The sequence below is a fragment of the Rhodopseudomonas sp. BR0G17 genome, from assembly GCF_010907025.1.
Classification (GTDB): Bacteria; Pseudomonadota; Alphaproteobacteria; order Rhizobiales; family Xanthobacteraceae; genus Rhodopseudomonas; species Rhodopseudomonas palustris_H.
Genome location: NZ_QUML01000057.1, coordinates 1 through 14,031, shown reverse-complemented (window position 1 = coordinate 14,031; position 14,031 = coordinate 1). Strand labels below are relative to the sequence as shown.

The window sequence follows — 14,031 nt, the reverse complement described above, 5'->3', positions numbered from 1 at the left end:
CGCGCGGCCCGGCGCGGGCAGCACCCGCCCCTGCGGCGGCAGATCCGGGACCTCTTCCTCTTCGTCGTCGGCAGGCGGCGGCGCGCCACGCGGCACCGTTCCCGGCGGCCGCGGCGGCGGATCCGAGAAGATGTTGCCGATCTGCGCCTGCGCGGGAGGCGCAAACGCGATCAACGGGGCGACGATCAACGCCGCAAGACCGACTAGGCTCAGGCTTCGGGACATTCCGCGCGGCTTCAATCGACGAATCAGGCTTGCGACATTCTACAGCTTCGGGCCGCTCGCATTGGCCTCCCGGTTAACACGGGGAATACGGCGGGGAAAGGGCGTGGCGGCTCCGGCCGACGCGGCTGGCTATTGCGAGGAACTCCTGAGATATTGGTTTCAAATCCCGGCGGTCCTACCGCCGGCGAATAAGCAAGCCCCGGCTCGAACCGGGAAGCAAGAGGAAGCCCCATGCCCGCCAAGCTCGATCCCGACGCCGCTGCCGTTTACAAGGCCTTCCAGGACGCCGGACGCCCGGCTTACGAGACACTGACCGCCGACGAAGCCCGCGCCTACTACTCGGCGGCGCGGCTGGTCAGCAATCCCGATCCGGCCGAAATGGCGTCGGTCCGTTCGATCGCGATCCCCGGCCCGGCCGGCGATATCCCGGCCCGGCTCTACACCCCGAACAAACTCCGCCAGGACGAGGGTCTGGCGCCGGCGCTGGTGTTCTTTCATGGCGGCGGCTGGGTGATCGGCGATCTCGAGACTCACGACGTCGTCTGCCGCGGCATCGCCCATGACGGCGAACTGCTGGTGATCTCGGTCGACTACCGGCTCGCGCCCGAGCACAAATTCCCCGCTGCCGTCGACGACGCGATCGCCGCGACGCGCTGGATCGCTGACAACGCCAAGATGCTCGGCATCGATCCCGAACAGCTCAGCGTCGGTGGCGACAGCGCCGGCGGCAACCTCTCCGCGGTGGTCGCGCTGCATGCCCGCGATCACGGCGGCCCCTTGCTCGCCGGTCAGGTGCTGATCTATCCCGCCACCGATTTCTCGATGCAGCATCCGTCGCACAGCGAGCCGGAGACCAGCGTGCTGTTGACGCATTCGGTGATCCGTTGGTTTCGCGATCACTATCTCGGCGGCGCGCAGGATGCCGACGACTGGCGCGCCTCGCCGGCGCGTGCCGAAACCCTTGCGGGCCTGCCGCCAGCCTTGGTCATCACCGCCGGCGCCGATCCGCTGCGCGACGAAGGCGACGAATACGCCCGCCGCCTCGCCGACGCCGGCGTCCCGGTGGTGCATCGGACCTATCCGGGGCAATTCCACGGCTTCTTCACCATGGGCAAGCTGCTGCCGCAGGCCAACGTCGCGGTGCGCGAGATCGGCGAGTGGCTGAAGGCGCTTTAGCCGCAGGCCGGCATTGACCGGCGTCAACGTGACCGCGCTCCAGCCGTCCGAGGATTTGCGCGGTCAACAGGGAGCAGCGGCGCGTGGGCGCCGGTCGTCACGACGGAATGACTGAACTTGCACGCACGCGCTGGGGCGGCCTTGCCGATCGCAAGGTCGAGGCCAGTGGTTTCTTCCGAACCGAACAGATCGACGGCGTGTGGTGGTTCATCGATCCGGACGGCGGACGGTTTCTGTCCAAGGGCGTGGTCTCCGTGCAGTTCGACCATGACAACGTTCAGGGCACCGATCGACGGCCGTATCGCGAAGCCTGCACGCGCAAGTACGGCAGCCGCGAAGCGTGGCGCCGCGTCGCGGCCGACCGCCTCGCCTCCTGGGGCTTCAACACGCTCGGCGCCTGGTCGGAGCCGGAGATCGCAGGCGCCGGCGCCGTTCCCCTCGCCTCCGCCGCCGGCGTCGTCTATGTCGCGACCGCCTTCGGCGAACAGCGCGGCGGCTGGCCGCTGTGCGACATCTTCGATCCGGAATTCGAGCAGTTCGCACGCGCGCACGCGCGCAAAGTCTGCACGCCGCAGAGCGACGATCCGCACGTGCTCGGCTGGTTCACCGATAACGAATTGCCGTGGGGACCGGATTGGCGCGGCGAAAACGAACTGCTGCCGACCATCCTTCGCGCGATGGGGGCACCATTCTCGCGGCGCGCCGCGTTGGCGCTGCTGAAAAACCGCTACGACAGCATCGATCAGTTCAATGCGGCGTGGCAATGCGCTCTGTCATCGTGGGACGATCTCGCCGCCGCGCCGCTGCAGGCGCCGCCGTTCCGCCGCAACTTCTTCACCAACGATCGGGCGCAGGAGCACGATCCGATCGCGCACACTTACTTCGCGGATTGCGATGCCTTCGCCGGGCTGCTGGCCGAGCGCTATCTGTCGGTCAGCGCCGCTGCGATCCGTGCGGCCGATCCCAATCACCTCGTGCTCGGCGCCAGGTTCGCCTACGTGCCGCCGCAGGACGTCGTCGAAGCGGCCGGCAGATATTGCGACGTGATCAGCGTCAATTGCTACGATCCGCTGCCGGACGCGGTGATCGAGGGCTACGCCAAAACCGGGCGGCCGTGCCTGATCGGCGAATACTCGTTCCGCGGCGATGATGCAGGTCTCCCCAATACGCACGGCGCCGGACCGCGGACGCCGACGCAACGTGAGCGCGCGGAAGGCTTCACGCGCTACACCACCGCGGCGCTGCGCCATCCGGTGCTGATCGGCTACCACTGGTTCGTCCACGCCGACCAGCCGGCGCAAGGCCGCTGGGACGGCGAGGACTCCAACTACGGCGTCGTGACGATCGAAGACGAGGTCTACCCCGAGCTGACCCAGGCGATGACGACTCTCAACGCCGCAGCCGAACGGATTCACGCCGAGACCGCGCCGGTGTTGGCCTGATCACGGAGCCGCCGCGATCGTCACGCCGCCTTCGCGGCGCGGCGCAGAGCTTGCGGCGGGTGACCAAAGGCGCGGATGAAGGCACGGCGCATCCGCTCCGGATCGCCGAAGCCGGTGGCCTGTGCGACCAACTCGATCGCCTCACCTGAAGCCTGCACCCGGCTGCGCGCCACTTCGAGCCGCAGCCGCTCCACCGCCTTCGACGGCGTGGTGCCGGTTTCATCGCGAAACGCGCGGGCGAAATGCCGCGTGCTCATCCCCGCCTGCTCGGCCAATTGCTCGACGGTGAGCGGAGTGTCCAGATGTTCGCGCATCCACGACAGCAGTCCGACGAACCGCCCGGACGGCGCCTGCAGCTCGATCAGCGACGAGAACTGCGACTGACCGCCGGCGCGCCGCTGCGCCACCACCAACTGCCGCGCGACGTCGCGGGCGATCGCATCGGAGTAATCCTCGGCGATGATCGCCAGCGCCAGATCGATGCCGGCGCTGATGCCGGCCGAGGTCCACACCTCGCCGTCGCGCACGAAGATCCGATCCGGCTCCAGCCGAACCTGCGGATAGCGCGTGCGGAAGTCACGACTGCGCCCCCAATGCGTGGTGGCGCGCCGGCCATCGAGCAGTCCGGCTTCGGCCAGCACATAGGCGCCCGAGCAGACACTCGCGATGCGGCAGCCGCGTTTCGCCGCGGCCTTCAGGAACGCCTGCAGCCGCGGACACTGCGCCGCCGCGCGAACCCCTTCACCACCCGCAACGATCAGCGTCCGTATCGCCCGATCATGGCGCAGGCCGCGCGCCAGCAGCTCGGTGCCCGACGAACTACGCACCGCTCCGGCCTCTGCCGCCATCACTCTGATGGCAGGCGCCAGCTTCGCGTAGCGTGCGGCGATCTCGAACGCCGCGATCGGCCCTGCGGCATCGAGCAGTTGGAAATCCGTATAGATCAGCACGCCGATCATGAAGCGCCTCGCTGAGGGTTTGTCTGAAAACGAGGGAAATATGCCATTTCGGCCAAAACCCGAGCATGCCAGATTGGCTCCGTCAAGCGCTGACACGCGCCAGGCCGTTTCACGGAGACCATCATGACCACCACGACCATCGGACTGCTGCTGTTTCCGAACCTGACGCAGCTCGACCTCACCGGGCCGCTGCAGGTGTTCTCGAGGTTGCCGAACGCGAGAGTGTATCTGGTGGCCAAGACGATGGCCCCGGTCACCAGCGACACCGCGCTGATGCTGCCGCCGACCATCGACTTCGACCGCTGCCCGCAGCTCGATGTCATCTGCGTGCCCGGCGGCGCCGGCACAGACGACCTGGTCAATGACGAGGACACCCTCGCCTTCCTGCGGCAGCAGGCGGAACAGGCGCGCTATCTCACCTCCGTCTGCACCGGCGCGCTGGTGCTCGGCGCCGCGGGCCTGCTGCGCGGCTACCGCGCGACGACGCATTGGTCGGCGCTGGAGGATCTGGCGGCGTTCGGGGCAATTCCGGAGCGGTCGCGGGTCTGCATCGACCGCAATCGTGTCAGCGGTGGCGGAGTGACCGCCGGAATCGATTTTGCGCTGACGCTGGTGGAGCTGCTGGCTGACCGCCCGACCGCGCAGGCGATCCAGTTGATGCTGGAGTACAATCCGGCGCCGCCGTTCAACGCCGGCTCGCCGGACACCGCGCCGCAGGAGGTGGTGGCGATGCTGAAACAGCGGATGCAGGGGGCGCGTCAGCGCCGCATCGACGCCGTCAAGCGTGCGGCCGATCGGCTGTCACGCGATTAAAGGCGGCGACCTGTCAGGCCGCCGCGGAAGCGAGAAGCCTCAGGCGCCGGGGGTCCAGGGCTGATAGTCGCCCGTCGCCTTCGGCCGGCGGCCGGTCGACAGCGTGGAGCCGGTGGGGCGATGCGCCAGCGGCGTGCCGGTCCGGTTCGGCTGGTGCGGCTTCATCCACTCGCGCGGCGTGAAGCTCTCCTGGGTCGGCGGCACATCCACAACGTTGTGCAGCCAGCCGTGCCATTCCGGCGGGACCCGGCTCGGCTCTGCATAGCCGTTGTACAGCACCCAGCGCCGCTCGAAGCCCAGCGTCGGGTCGATCTTGCCGCCCTTGGTGCGGAAGTAGCGGTTGCCCTGATCGTCGGTGCCGACCAGCTCGCCGAACCGCCAGGTCCACAGCTGGGTGCCGAACGTGAAGCCGTTCCACCAGGTAAAAATCCGCAGCAAAAACAGTTTCATCTCGGCGCATCCTCGGCGACAACAGAGTCCCTGATGCCACCAGCGGGCCCGCTTGTCCAGCCGTTGCGAATGCCTGCGAACAAGCGCCACGACCAGGTTCCGCAAAATCACCGCAATTCATTCAGCCCTTATACAACTGAACGGGATCAGCTTTCGCCGATAAGCGGCGGAATGGGAACGACGGCGATCCAGCCGGGTTGAGACCGCGGGCGTTCCAAGCCAATCCCGTCGATGGAGCCGATAATGTTGAATTTGAGAACCTTGAGTGCCGTGGCCGCATTGGCCATCGCCCTTCCCCTGACGGCGACGCCGAGCTTCGCGCAAGGCCCCGCAGTGGCGGGTGGCGGTGGTGGTGGCGCGCCGGCCGGTGGTGGCGGCGGCGGTGGTCCCGCCGTGGCCGGCGGAGGTGGCGGCGGTCCTGCAATGGGGATGGGCCGCGGCGGCGGTGGCGGTCCCGCGTTCGGCGGCGGCGGAATCAGCCGCGGCGGCCTGGCCGGCGCGGCAATCGCCCGTGGTGCCCCGGTCGGCCCGCGAGTCGCAGGCGGAGGCGGTGGCTGGCAAGGTGGCGGCGGATGGCACGGTGGCGGCGGCCGGCATTGGCACGGCGGGGGCTGGCACGGTGGCGGTTGGCGCGGCGGGTATTGGCCGGGTGCCGCCGTGGGCGGTGTCTGGGGAGCCCCTTACTCTTACGGCTATTACGGCGACCCGTATGATTACGGCTACTACGACGAGCCGACCGTCACGGTCGCGCCGGACGACGATGGCGGCGACGCCTACTGCCGGCGCCGGTACAAATCATACGATCCGGCCTCCGGCACCTATCTCGGCTACGACGGCCGTCGGCATCCCTGCCCGTAGTAAATCCCTTATCGTCTCGACGAGCGGCGCCTCCACGGGCGCCGCTTTTGTTTGGCACGGTGCAAACCTGCGGCGATCGGACTCACCGAGCGTTGATCGTTTTGCCGTGTTTTCGCCCCCAAATCGCTGCAAGCGAAGGGCCGTCCCAACGGGCGCCTTCACTTCCCCTGGCGATACTGCCAGAATCGCCGAATCGCCCCCACAGGGAGGCCGCAGCGTTTTGCATCCATCATCATCACAACGCCGCCCGCGTTTCACGGTCGTCCTGAAGGCATCGACGGCGATCCTGGCGCTCAGCTTGGGCTTTGCGGGATTGATCGAGGCTGCCGACGCCGCCAGCAAGGTGCCGCTCCCGAAGCCGCGACCGCTGGCGCGGAGTGCCGCCCCCAAGAACGTTGCGAAGTCACTGCCGGCTCCGGATCCTCGCCCCTCGACCAAGCTCCCCGTCACCAGCCCTGCTGCAGCGGTCGAGCCGATGCGTCAGCGGCCGCCCACCGCAGCGCTGCACAAGCCGGCGACGCGCTCTGCGATCGCTGCGACCGCATCGACCTCCTCCGCCGATGCCGGCGCGCTCGGAAACGTCATCGAACTCGCCCGCAAAAAACGGGCCGGCGAAGCCACCGAGGTCGCCAACACCATCTCCGATCCAGTCGCGCGCAAGCTTGCCGAATGGGTGATCCTGCGCAGTGAGGACAACGGCGCGAGCGTCGAACGCTATGCGGCGTTCGTGCGCGCCAATCCGAGCTGGCCGTCGCAGAGCTTCCTGCGCCGCCGCGCCGAGGCCGCGCTGTGGGACGACCGGCGCGATGATTCCGCCGTGCTCGCTTACTTCGAAGACGAGCGCCCTTCGACCGGCAAGGGCAAACTGGCGCTGGCGCGTGCCGTGCTGGCGCGCGGTGACCGCCGCACCGCCGAGCAATTGGTGCGCGACGCCTGGCGCAACGACACCATGTCGGAGGCGACCGAAACCACCGCGATGGAGTTGTTCGGACCGCTGATCACGCCGAGCGACCACAAAGCGCGGATGGATTCGTTCCTGTACGGCGACGATCTCGGCCCGGCGCTGCGCGCCGCCAAGCGCCTCGGCGCCGCTCAATTGGCCCTCGCGCGAGCGCGTATCGCGGTCGACAAGAAAGCGTCGAATGGCAAGGCGCTGCTCGCCGCCGTCCCATCCGAACTACACCACGACCCGGGCTTTCTTTTCAGCAAGATCCAAGTGCTGCGCCGCGATGACATGATCGCGGAGGCCGGACGGCTGATGCTGACGGTCCCGCGCGATCCGGCCCGGCTGCACAATCTCGACGAATGGTGGATCGAGCGCCGACTGGTCGCGCGCAAGCTGATCGACATCGGCGATTATCGCCTCGCCTATCTGGTGGCGCGCGATGCAGCGACTCCGACCAAGGCGATCTACAGGACCGAACATGAATTCACCGCGGGTTGGATCGCGCTGCGGTTTCTGAATGATCCCGCGACGGCCGCACAGCACTTCGCACGACTCGGACGCGACACCACCAACCCCACGGCCCTCGCACGCGCCGGCTATTGGCAGGGCCGCGCCGCCGAAGCTGCCGGGCGCATCCAGGAGGCGCGCGCCGCTTACTCGGCATCGGCGGCGCATTCCACCAGCTATTACGGTCAACTGTCGCGCGCGAAGCTCGGTCTGGCGCAGCTCGATCTCAACGGTCCACCATCCGGTGGCCGCAACGCCGACCGGCTCGAGATCGTCCGCGCGGTGAGCCTGCTCTATGCGATCGATGAAGGTGAGATGGCGATTCCGATCTTCGCCGATGTCGGCGAGAACGGCGATGTCGACGCACTGATCGGGCTGAGCGAAGTCGCAGAACGGCGCAACGATGCGCGTGCGATGCTGCTGGTCGGCAAAGCCGCACTCAATCGCGGTCTGCCGTTCGATCACTACGCCTACCCGGTCAACGGCATTCCGCAGTTCCGCTCGGTAGGCCCCGACGTCGAACGCGCCATCGTCTATGCGATCGCCCGCCAGGAGAGCGCCTTCAATCCGGCAGTCGTTTCGCCTGCCAATGCGTACGGCCTGATGCAGGTGACGCCCGACGCCGGCAAATACGTTTGCCGCCGCCACGGCTGCACCTTCGATCTACAGCGCCTCAAAACCGATTCGGTTTACAACGCGGCGCTCGGCGCCGCCGAACTCGGCGGCCTGATCGAAGACTATCGCGGCTCCTACATCATGACCTTCGCCGGCTACAACGCCGGCCGCGGCAGCGTCCGCAAATGGGTCGAACGCTATGGCGATCCACGCGATCCGAAGGTCGACGCGGTGGATTGGGTCGAACTGATTCCGTTCGCAGAAACGCGCAACTACGTGCAGCGGATCATGGAGAACCTGCAGGTCTATCGCGCCCGCTTCGGCGGCGGCCACCGTTTGCAGATCGAAGCCGACCTCCGCCGCGGTGCCGGCGTCGGGACCGAATAGCGGCGCTGGCTTTAGCGGTCGGTATCCGTTCCAGAGCATCCTGCCCAGCAGCCCAGCGCATCGCCGAATTTCGCGCACGATCATCGCTCTGCTGAGAGCTCCGTCGCGGTGCGGCTTTGCCTCGAGCCCCCAGAGAGACGCCGGTGCACGCGCGCCTTATGTCTCGCCAATCGCAGCGGCAGCATCTCAATTCACGCAATCGGCCCACGACGTGAGACAACGAATGGGAGACAACGAAAAACCCCGGCGGTTGCCCGCCGGGGTTCATCAGATCTCGCTTCGAGAAGCGGGGATCAGAAGTTGCGCTGAACGCGGAGGTTGCCGCTCCAGACGCCCTGGTCCTTGAACTCGTAGTTCGCCTGCGGCTTGGTCGCCGAAGCGGTCAGCGGCAGCACGCCCGAGGAGGCCTGGTCAAGGTAGGTGTAGAGAACTTCGCCCGAGAACGTCAGGTTCTTGACCGGGGTCCAGCGGGTGACAGTGCCGACCTGAGCAATCGCGAAGTCCGGATTGCAGTTGAAGCCGGCGGTGTTCGCAACGCCGAGAGCGCCGCAGATCAGAGCAGTCGCGGTGCCGTTGTAGTCGATCTTGGTGTACGAACCGAACAGCGAGCTCGACCAGTAGGGGTTCCAGTTGTGGTTGAACGCACCACGGACGCCCCAGGCATTGGTCTTCTCGATGCCGGTGCCGGTCAGGTTGTTGAGGCCGGCGAACACGCCGTCAGCCGCAACACCGAACGCGACGCTCTGGTAGGTACCCGGGACCGAGTTGTTGCCGTAGATCGCGAACGAGTTCGGGCTCACGCCGCCCAGCACGTAACGGGTCGCGCCGTTCGAGTAGGTCGCCGTGATGTTGATGCTGTCGCCGGGGCCGGTCGGCAGGTTCTTGAGCGACAGAGCGCCCTGAACAGCATAGCCCCAGGTGTCGCTCGGATGACCGGAGGTCTCAAGCGCGGTGTTGTAGTAGCTGGCGCGAACCTGGTGCGCCGCGGCCGAAACCTGGAACAGACCCCAAGCCTGGTCGACACGGATCTTGCCGACGATGTCGGGGATCGAGGTGCCGGCGTAGGAGTTGGCGCCGTAGGCCAGGAAGTTCGGAGCGGACGAGACGTTGTACAGCGCCGACTGCAGGTACGACGACTGATCTTCGAGCGAGATCGAGGCCGACACGCCGTTGCCGAATTCCGCGGTGTACGACACCTGGTTGATGCCGGTGACGTCGTCGTAGCCGCCGATCAGGAACGAGGTGTTGTTGCCCGGATAGCCGGTCCAGGGCGTGTCGAACTGCGACACTGCCTTACCGAAGGTGAAGCCGGCGAACTGCACGAAGGCGTAGTACACGCCGAGCGAGCCGTTGGCGACGGTGTCGGAGCCAGTGGTCCACTGGAACACCGCATCGAAGTAGGTACGAACCACGCCGTACTCGGTCGCGGTGCGGGTATCGATGTTGATGTCCTGACGAGACCGGAAGACGTAGTCGTTCGCGAGGCGGTTCTTCTGGCCAGCGGCACCAGCCCAGGCGGGCGAGTTGTACGCGCCGCTGCCGGCGAGCGTCAGGTCGGCGCGCAGGTAGCCGCCGAGCTTGATGCAGGTATCGGTACCCGGGATGTAGTAGAAGCCCGCGCCGTAGATCGAGCAGACCTTCACGTATTCGACCGCCTTGGCCTTCAACGGGAGATCGGCCGCCTGCGCGCCGCCGACGGCGAGAAGCGCCGCCGCTGAGCCGAGGAACAGGCCCTTAACGATGTTCATGTAAACCTCCAAGTTGCTCTGTCGGGAAGGTTCCGATCCGCAAAGTGCAAGCACCCGCTGTGGTCCCTTAATCCCAGAAACCCGCCTAGCCGCTTCGCGCCTTTGGACACACCCGCTGAACGCGAGGGACTTAAGCGAACCACCTATTACGGGGCGACCTCGGGATGCCCCCCTCCGTCGCACCACGACAATTACCTAACAGTGATGCACAAGCAACAAGGGAGCCATGCTCTGGCCCCGTTTTCGGGAGGGGTGTTGCACAAATAGCACTCACCCGTTTCCGACGGCTGACACAACCATCTGTTTTAATTACACTTTCTAAATTGAGTTCGGCGGGTAATGCCGCACTGCAACAGTCGGGCCGCGGTGGATGAGCTGCCCGCCAAGCGGCAAATACGCGGTCTGCAGGGGCGGAGTCCTGAGAATCGATTCCTCTGCTGGGACGAATCCGAACGTCTCCGCGACACCGGCGGAGCTGCCAACCGGCGAAATGCAAGCGCCCTGCCCCGCGTCGAGCCGACATTCTCGTGCACAGGCCCAAAGGTCGCGGTGCAATCTGCGCAATCCCGCTTGCGAGCCGCGACCGTGTCGGGCATATCGAGCGCACCGGAGACGTGGCCGAGTGGCTGAAGGCGGCGGTTTGCTAAACCGTTATAGGGTTGTAAAGCCCTATCGAGGGTTCGAATCCCTCCGTCTCCGCCATTCCCGCCGATTCCCCTCTCTGGCGGCGATACAGCCACCGATCACCGCACATCCACCCAGCAGGCAGATAGGCCGCCGCTTGGACGTGACGGTGCGCCGTTGAATCGGGTTGTGCGACAGCGGATACACAACTCACCTTTTCGCGTCAGGGAAAAGAGGACATGCCTAAGCTCGCAGCTGACGCGTCCTTAGGACTGGTCGAACAGTTGGATCTCGCCCCAATGCGCGAAGGTCCGCTGGATGGGCTGCGCTTCACGGTGAAAGACAACATCGACATCGCAGGGCACAAGACATCCTATGGCAGCCCAGCGTGGCGAGACGCACATCCGGCACCAGCTCACAACGCCCTTTGTGTCGATCAATTGCTGGGTGCCGGTGCGCGCTGCGTCGGCAAGGTTGTCGCCGATGAGTTTACGTACAGCCTCGACGGGGAGAGCTTCTATTTTGGCACACCGCGCAACGGCAAAGCGCCGGATCGTGTTCCTGGTGGCTCCTCCAGCGGCTCTGCGGCCTCGGTCAGCAATGGCCTTGCCGATTTCTCGCTCTGCACGGATGCGGGCGGCTCCATCCGTGTTCCGGCAAGTTTGTGCGGCCTTTGGGGGATGCGCCCCTCTCTTCACCGGATTTCCGAGGCAGGAGTCCTGCCGTTTCAGCCAAGCGTCAGTACCGTAGGTGTGTTGGCGGATCGCTGCGACGTGCTTGATACCGCGATGCGCGTCTTGCTCAATGGACGGACATCCTCCTCGGCTTCGCTGAAGCGCATTTTCGTTCTGCAGGACGCACTAGAGCTTGCCGACGCCGCCGTTTAGGAACAGTTCCGGGGCGCCCTTGAGCGCCTGGTGTCCGACACCGGCATTGACTTCGTGCCGATCAGATTTTCCGAGATCGTTGGAGAGGCCTGCGCGCTGCAAGCGTGCAACCTGAACGCGTTGCGCGATCTGCAAACAGCCGAGTTTCAGTCGACTGTGGGGAACTGGATCGAAGCCTTCCGGCCAGAACTCGGCTTCACTTTCGCGATGGCTTACGGAAACGTCCAAAAGTTCGACCGTATCGCGGCGCTGGACAACATCGCTCGGTGTGAACGTTTATTCCATCAGATCAACGCCTTCTTCGCGCCCGACACGATCATCTGCTTTCCCACGACACCGAAGATCGCCCCGAAGAAAGGGTCCCTGAACACGCTGGAAGCGGTTATGGATTTCTATGATCCGACAATGACCATCACTGCATTTTCCGGCGTGGCGCACTTACCGGAAGTCTCTGCTCCGATGATGACCGTCGAAGGTTGTCCGGTTGGTCTGTCCTTCGTCGCGGGCCACTATTGCGACGAGTTCCTGTTGAATGCGGTAAGAGAGCTGCCCCACTGATCCTGGCCCGTTTAGGGCTTTGCTCTTGCCAAGATTAAGAGGGCTATAGCGTCGGTGTAGTTCTCTGCTTCATCGGCTTCGGTCCGCCAGTTTTGTGACGCCTGCCCAGTGGCACCTCAATAGAATCAAAATCGCCGACTGCCTTCGTGGCGATCGCGAAGGCTTTTTCGATCACACCGTCCCGCAATCCTCTGCCTCAGGTTTCGCCTCAGGCGTCGAGCTGCCCGAGATGCGCGGCGAGATCCGAGATTGCCCCAGCGGCGTTCACGGTCGCGAAATAGCTGTGCCATCCGGACGCCGCGATGCCGGCCATCAGGGCATCAAGGGATTCGCGGTCAGGCGCACGCCAGACGGCAAAAAAGAGCTGCGGCGCACTGTACGAAGCGGCGGTGTCGACTTCACCAAAGGCGAGAGGCTCGATGCCCAGCGCGAGAAGCCCCCCCATTCCTGCGCCGATCTCGGCGAACAGCGCCTGCCGATCTTGGCTGGACAGTGCGAGCCATTCAGGTGTGGGATCGTAAAGCTCGATCAAAATCTGAGTCACACGTAGTTCCTTGCAAGACATCAAGACTAGTCGATCGACCGTAGCGCCCGCTTTGCGATCCGCTGCGTTGCGCTCGGCGCAGAATGCGCGAGCCATTCATCGACGAGGTGGCGCACCCATTCGGGCCTCGTCTTGGCGGCATCGTTCAGCCAGTTGCCGACCGAATCCTGCACATAAGCTGCCGGGTCAGCCCTAAGCTGATCGAGCAGCACGCGGCCAGGCTCAGGATTGGCCTTGAGTGCCGCGATATGTTTGCACCAGACACCACGGGGCCGTGTCGCCTCACTGGCGAAGCGACGGATGCGCTCGGAAGGATCGGCCGCCCAATCCGATAGAATCGTGAGAGCATCGTCCAGACGCTCAGCGATTGCAGGACGCACCGCCAACCATGCCCATTCGCGAACGCCGAAGTGTGGATCGTCGGCGAAGGGGCGAATGGCCGCGAGCCGCTCCCGCAGGCTCATATTCTGCGCTCCAATGATGAAGCAGCCCCAGCCGCGCACCGTGTCGCTGCGATGATGGTGCAGTCTCTCGATCACAGCCGACCCGGGCCACCTCACCAGCAGTTGGCCCATCGCCGCCATACGCGCCGAGATGCCGAGACGGCCAACGGCATCGACCTCGGCTGAGCAGCGATCGGGAGCCTCGGGAAAGACGGACCGGAACAGGATCGGCGTGTCGACCACCAACACTTCAGCAAGGGTGGCGGCTTCAGCTTGACCGCTATTCAACGCAGCAGCGCGGCCGTCACGCCGGGTCATCATCGCCCCCTTTCAATCCCGCGCGGCCGGCATCCGTGCGAACATACGCCTTTGCGAGGAGGCGACGGAGCGAAGCCCTTTCCGTTTCCGAGAAGTCTGAAAACAGAGAGGCAATCCAACGACCATGCGTCGCCGTAAGCTCCCTCGCCAATCGGCGCCCCTTTGGCTTCAGGCGCACAACAAGCTTGCGGCGGTCTTCATCGTGCGAGAGGCGATCAACATAACCGTCGCGCTCCAGGCCATCGAGCAGCCCCGTAATCGTGCCGCGGGTCACGCCTGCCTGCTCGGCTAGCTCATGCGGCGACAGGCCATCTTTCGTGTCGCTCAAAAGGAACAACAAAACGAACTTGCCTTCCGACACGCCATGCGCCCCGAGCCGGCTCGCACAATCGCGGTCGATCGCAGTCGTCAGTGTCAGGAGCTCGAAGCACAGCCGCATACATTCGACCGTGCCCTCGTCGTGGGCTCCCGCTCGTTGGAGGAGAGCCCCATACTTCTCGTCGAGCTTGATCATAAGCCACCATATAATAT

At 65.3% G+C, this 14,031-nt stretch carries 14 protein-coding genes, 1 tRNA gene and 1 pseudogene; 8 read left to right on the top strand and 8 right to left on the bottom strand.

Translation table 11 applies throughout. From position 1 onward, the window contains the following. Positions 1–225 (bottom strand): annotated as a pseudogene (locus DY467_RS24520) (DUF2155 domain-containing protein); the annotation flags it as partial. Between the two features lie 231 nt (positions 226–456). Here DY467_RS24520 and lipP1 point away from each other — a divergent pair. Then, positions 457–1,401 (top strand): LipP1 family hormone-sensitive lipase, encoded by a 945-nt coding sequence (lipP1, locus tag DY467_RS24515; protein WP_164639606.1) that lies wholly within the window; start codon positions 457–459, stop codon positions 1,399–1,401. Positions 1,402–1,508: 107 nt separating this feature from the next. After that, positions 1,509–2,843, top strand: coding sequence for an agarase (locus DY467_RS24510; protein ID WP_164639604.1), 1,335 nt, complete (start codon positions 1,509–1,511; stop codon positions 2,841–2,843). A 20-nt stretch (positions 2,844–2,863) separates the two neighbouring features. Here the strand turns inward: DY467_RS24510 and DY467_RS24505 are convergent, their stop codons facing one another. Continuing rightward, positions 2,864–3,802, bottom strand: a complete 939-nt coding sequence (locus DY467_RS24505) for a GlxA family transcriptional regulator (protein ID WP_164639603.1) — start codon at positions 3,800–3,802, stop codon at positions 2,864–2,866. Positions 3,803–3,925: 123 nt separating this feature from the next. Between DY467_RS24505 and DY467_RS24500 the strand changes: the two genes are divergently transcribed. Beyond that, positions 3,926–4,615 (top strand): DJ-1/PfpI family protein, encoded by a 690-nt coding sequence (locus tag DY467_RS24500; protein ID WP_164639601.1) that lies wholly within the window; start codon positions 3,926–3,928, stop codon positions 4,613–4,615. Positions 4,616–4,654: 39 nt separating this feature from the next. On the opposite strand, the gene DY467_RS24495 is transcribed toward DY467_RS24500, so the two are convergent. Both DY467_RS24495 and DY467_RS24490 read right to left on the bottom strand, forming a co-directional pair. Next, positions 4,655–5,065 carry an NADH:ubiquinone oxidoreductase subunit NDUFA12 gene (locus tag DY467_RS24495; RefSeq protein ID WP_011157971.1) on the bottom strand — a complete coding sequence of 137 codons (411 nt, stop codon included), beginning with the start codon at positions 5,063–5,065 and terminating at the stop codon, positions 4,655–4,657. A 146-nt stretch (positions 5,066–5,211) separates the two neighbouring features. Then, positions 5,212–5,352 carry a hypothetical protein gene (locus tag DY467_RS24490; protein WP_164639589.1) on the bottom strand — a complete coding sequence of 47 codons (141 nt, stop codon included), beginning with the start codon at positions 5,350–5,352 and terminating at the stop codon, positions 5,212–5,214. On the opposite strand from DY467_RS24490, the gene DY467_RS24485 reads away from it, so the two are divergent. Next, complete coding sequence (locus DY467_RS24485; RefSeq protein WP_164639599.1) at positions 5,309–5,923, top strand: BA14K family protein; 615 nt, start codon at positions 5,309–5,311, stop codon at positions 5,921–5,923. The two genes, DY467_RS24490 and DY467_RS24485, sit on opposite strands and share 44 nt — an antisense overlap. A gap of 220 nt (positions 5,924–6,143) precedes the next feature. Continuing rightward, positions 6,144–8,378 carry a lytic transglycosylase domain-containing protein gene (locus DY467_RS24480; RefSeq protein ID WP_164639597.1) on the top strand — a complete coding sequence of 745 codons (2,235 nt, stop codon included), beginning with the start codon at positions 6,144–6,146 and terminating at the stop codon, positions 8,376–8,378. A 293-nt stretch (positions 8,379–8,671) separates the two neighbouring features. Here DY467_RS24480 and DY467_RS24475 read toward each other — a convergent pair whose 3' ends face one another. Then, complete coding sequence (locus DY467_RS24475) at positions 8,672–10,126, bottom strand: porin (protein ID WP_164639596.1); 1,455 nt, start codon at positions 10,124–10,126, stop codon at positions 8,672–8,674. A 608-nt stretch (positions 10,127–10,734) separates the two neighbouring features. On the opposite strand from DY467_RS24475, the gene DY467_RS24470 reads away from it, so the two are divergent. From DY467_RS24470 to DY467_RS26295, 3 genes are all read left to right on the top strand, one after another. Then, positions 10,735–10,828: transfer RNA gene (locus DY467_RS24470), tRNA-Ser, on the top strand. A 161-nt stretch (positions 10,829–10,989) separates the two neighbouring features. Then, entirely contained in the window at positions 10,990–11,637 is a 648-nt protein-coding gene (locus DY467_RS26300; protein ID WP_205502769.1) for an amidase family protein, read from the top strand. Positions 11,638–11,667: 30 nt separating this feature from the next. Beyond that, entirely contained in the window at positions 11,668–12,195 is a 528-nt protein-coding gene (locus DY467_RS26295; protein ID WP_205502767.1) for an amidase family protein, read from the top strand. Between the two features lie 208 nt (positions 12,196–12,403). Here DY467_RS26295 and DY467_RS24460 read toward each other — a convergent pair whose 3' ends face one another. The 3 genes from DY467_RS24460 to DY467_RS24450 all read right to left on the bottom strand — a co-directional run. Next, positions 12,404–12,739 (bottom strand): DUF6616 family protein, encoded by a 336-nt coding sequence (locus DY467_RS24460; protein WP_164639594.1) that lies wholly within the window; start codon positions 12,737–12,739, stop codon positions 12,404–12,406. 26 nt (positions 12,740–12,765) lie between these two features. Continuing rightward, positions 12,766–13,500, bottom strand: coding sequence for a HEAT repeat domain-containing protein (locus DY467_RS24455; RefSeq protein ID WP_164639592.1), 735 nt, complete (start codon positions 13,498–13,500; stop codon positions 12,766–12,768). Next, positions 13,487–14,031: MarR family winged helix-turn-helix transcriptional regulator (locus tag DY467_RS24450; protein WP_349627689.1), on the bottom strand; the 545-nt coding region annotated here is incomplete at its 5' end. The genes DY467_RS24455 and DY467_RS24450, both read right to left, overlap by 14 nt.

Bases quoted from the DNA above. Each gene is read 5' to 3' on its own strand.
- DY467_RS24490 (WP_164639589.1), bottom strand. From the start codon at position 5,352: ATGGCCAATGCGGCCACGGCACTCAAGGTTCTCAAATTCAACATTATC.
- DY467_RS24495 (WP_011157971.1), bottom strand. From the start codon at position 5,065: ATGAAACTGTTTTTGCTGCGGATTTTTACCTGGTGGAACGGCTTCACG.
- DY467_RS26300 (WP_205502769.1), top strand. From the start codon at position 10,990: ATGCCTAAGCTCGCAGCTGACGCGTCCTTAGGACTGGTCGAACAGTTG.
- DY467_RS24455 (WP_164639592.1), bottom strand. From the start codon at position 13,500: ATGACCCGGCGTGACGGCCGCGCTGCTGCGTTGAATAGCGGTCAAGCT.
- DY467_RS24510 (WP_164639604.1), top strand. From the start codon at position 1,509: ATGACTGAACTTGCACGCACGCGCTGGGGCGGCCTTGCCGATCGCAAG.
- DY467_RS24505 (WP_164639603.1), bottom strand. From the start codon at position 3,802: ATGATCGGCGTGCTGATCTATACGGATTTCCAACTGCTCGATGCCGCA.
- lipP1 (WP_164639606.1), top strand. From the start codon at position 457: ATGCCCGCCAAGCTCGATCCCGACGCCGCTGCCGTTTACAAGGCCTTC.
- DY467_RS24485 (WP_164639599.1), top strand. From the start codon at position 5,309: ATGTTGAATTTGAGAACCTTGAGTGCCGTGGCCGCATTGGCCATCGCC.
- DY467_RS24475 (WP_164639596.1), bottom strand. From the start codon at position 10,126: ATGAACATCGTTAAGGGCCTGTTCCTCGGCTCAGCGGCGGCGCTTCTC.
- DY467_RS24500 (WP_164639601.1), top strand. From the start codon at position 3,926: ATGACCACCACGACCATCGGACTGCTGCTGTTTCCGAACCTGACGCAG.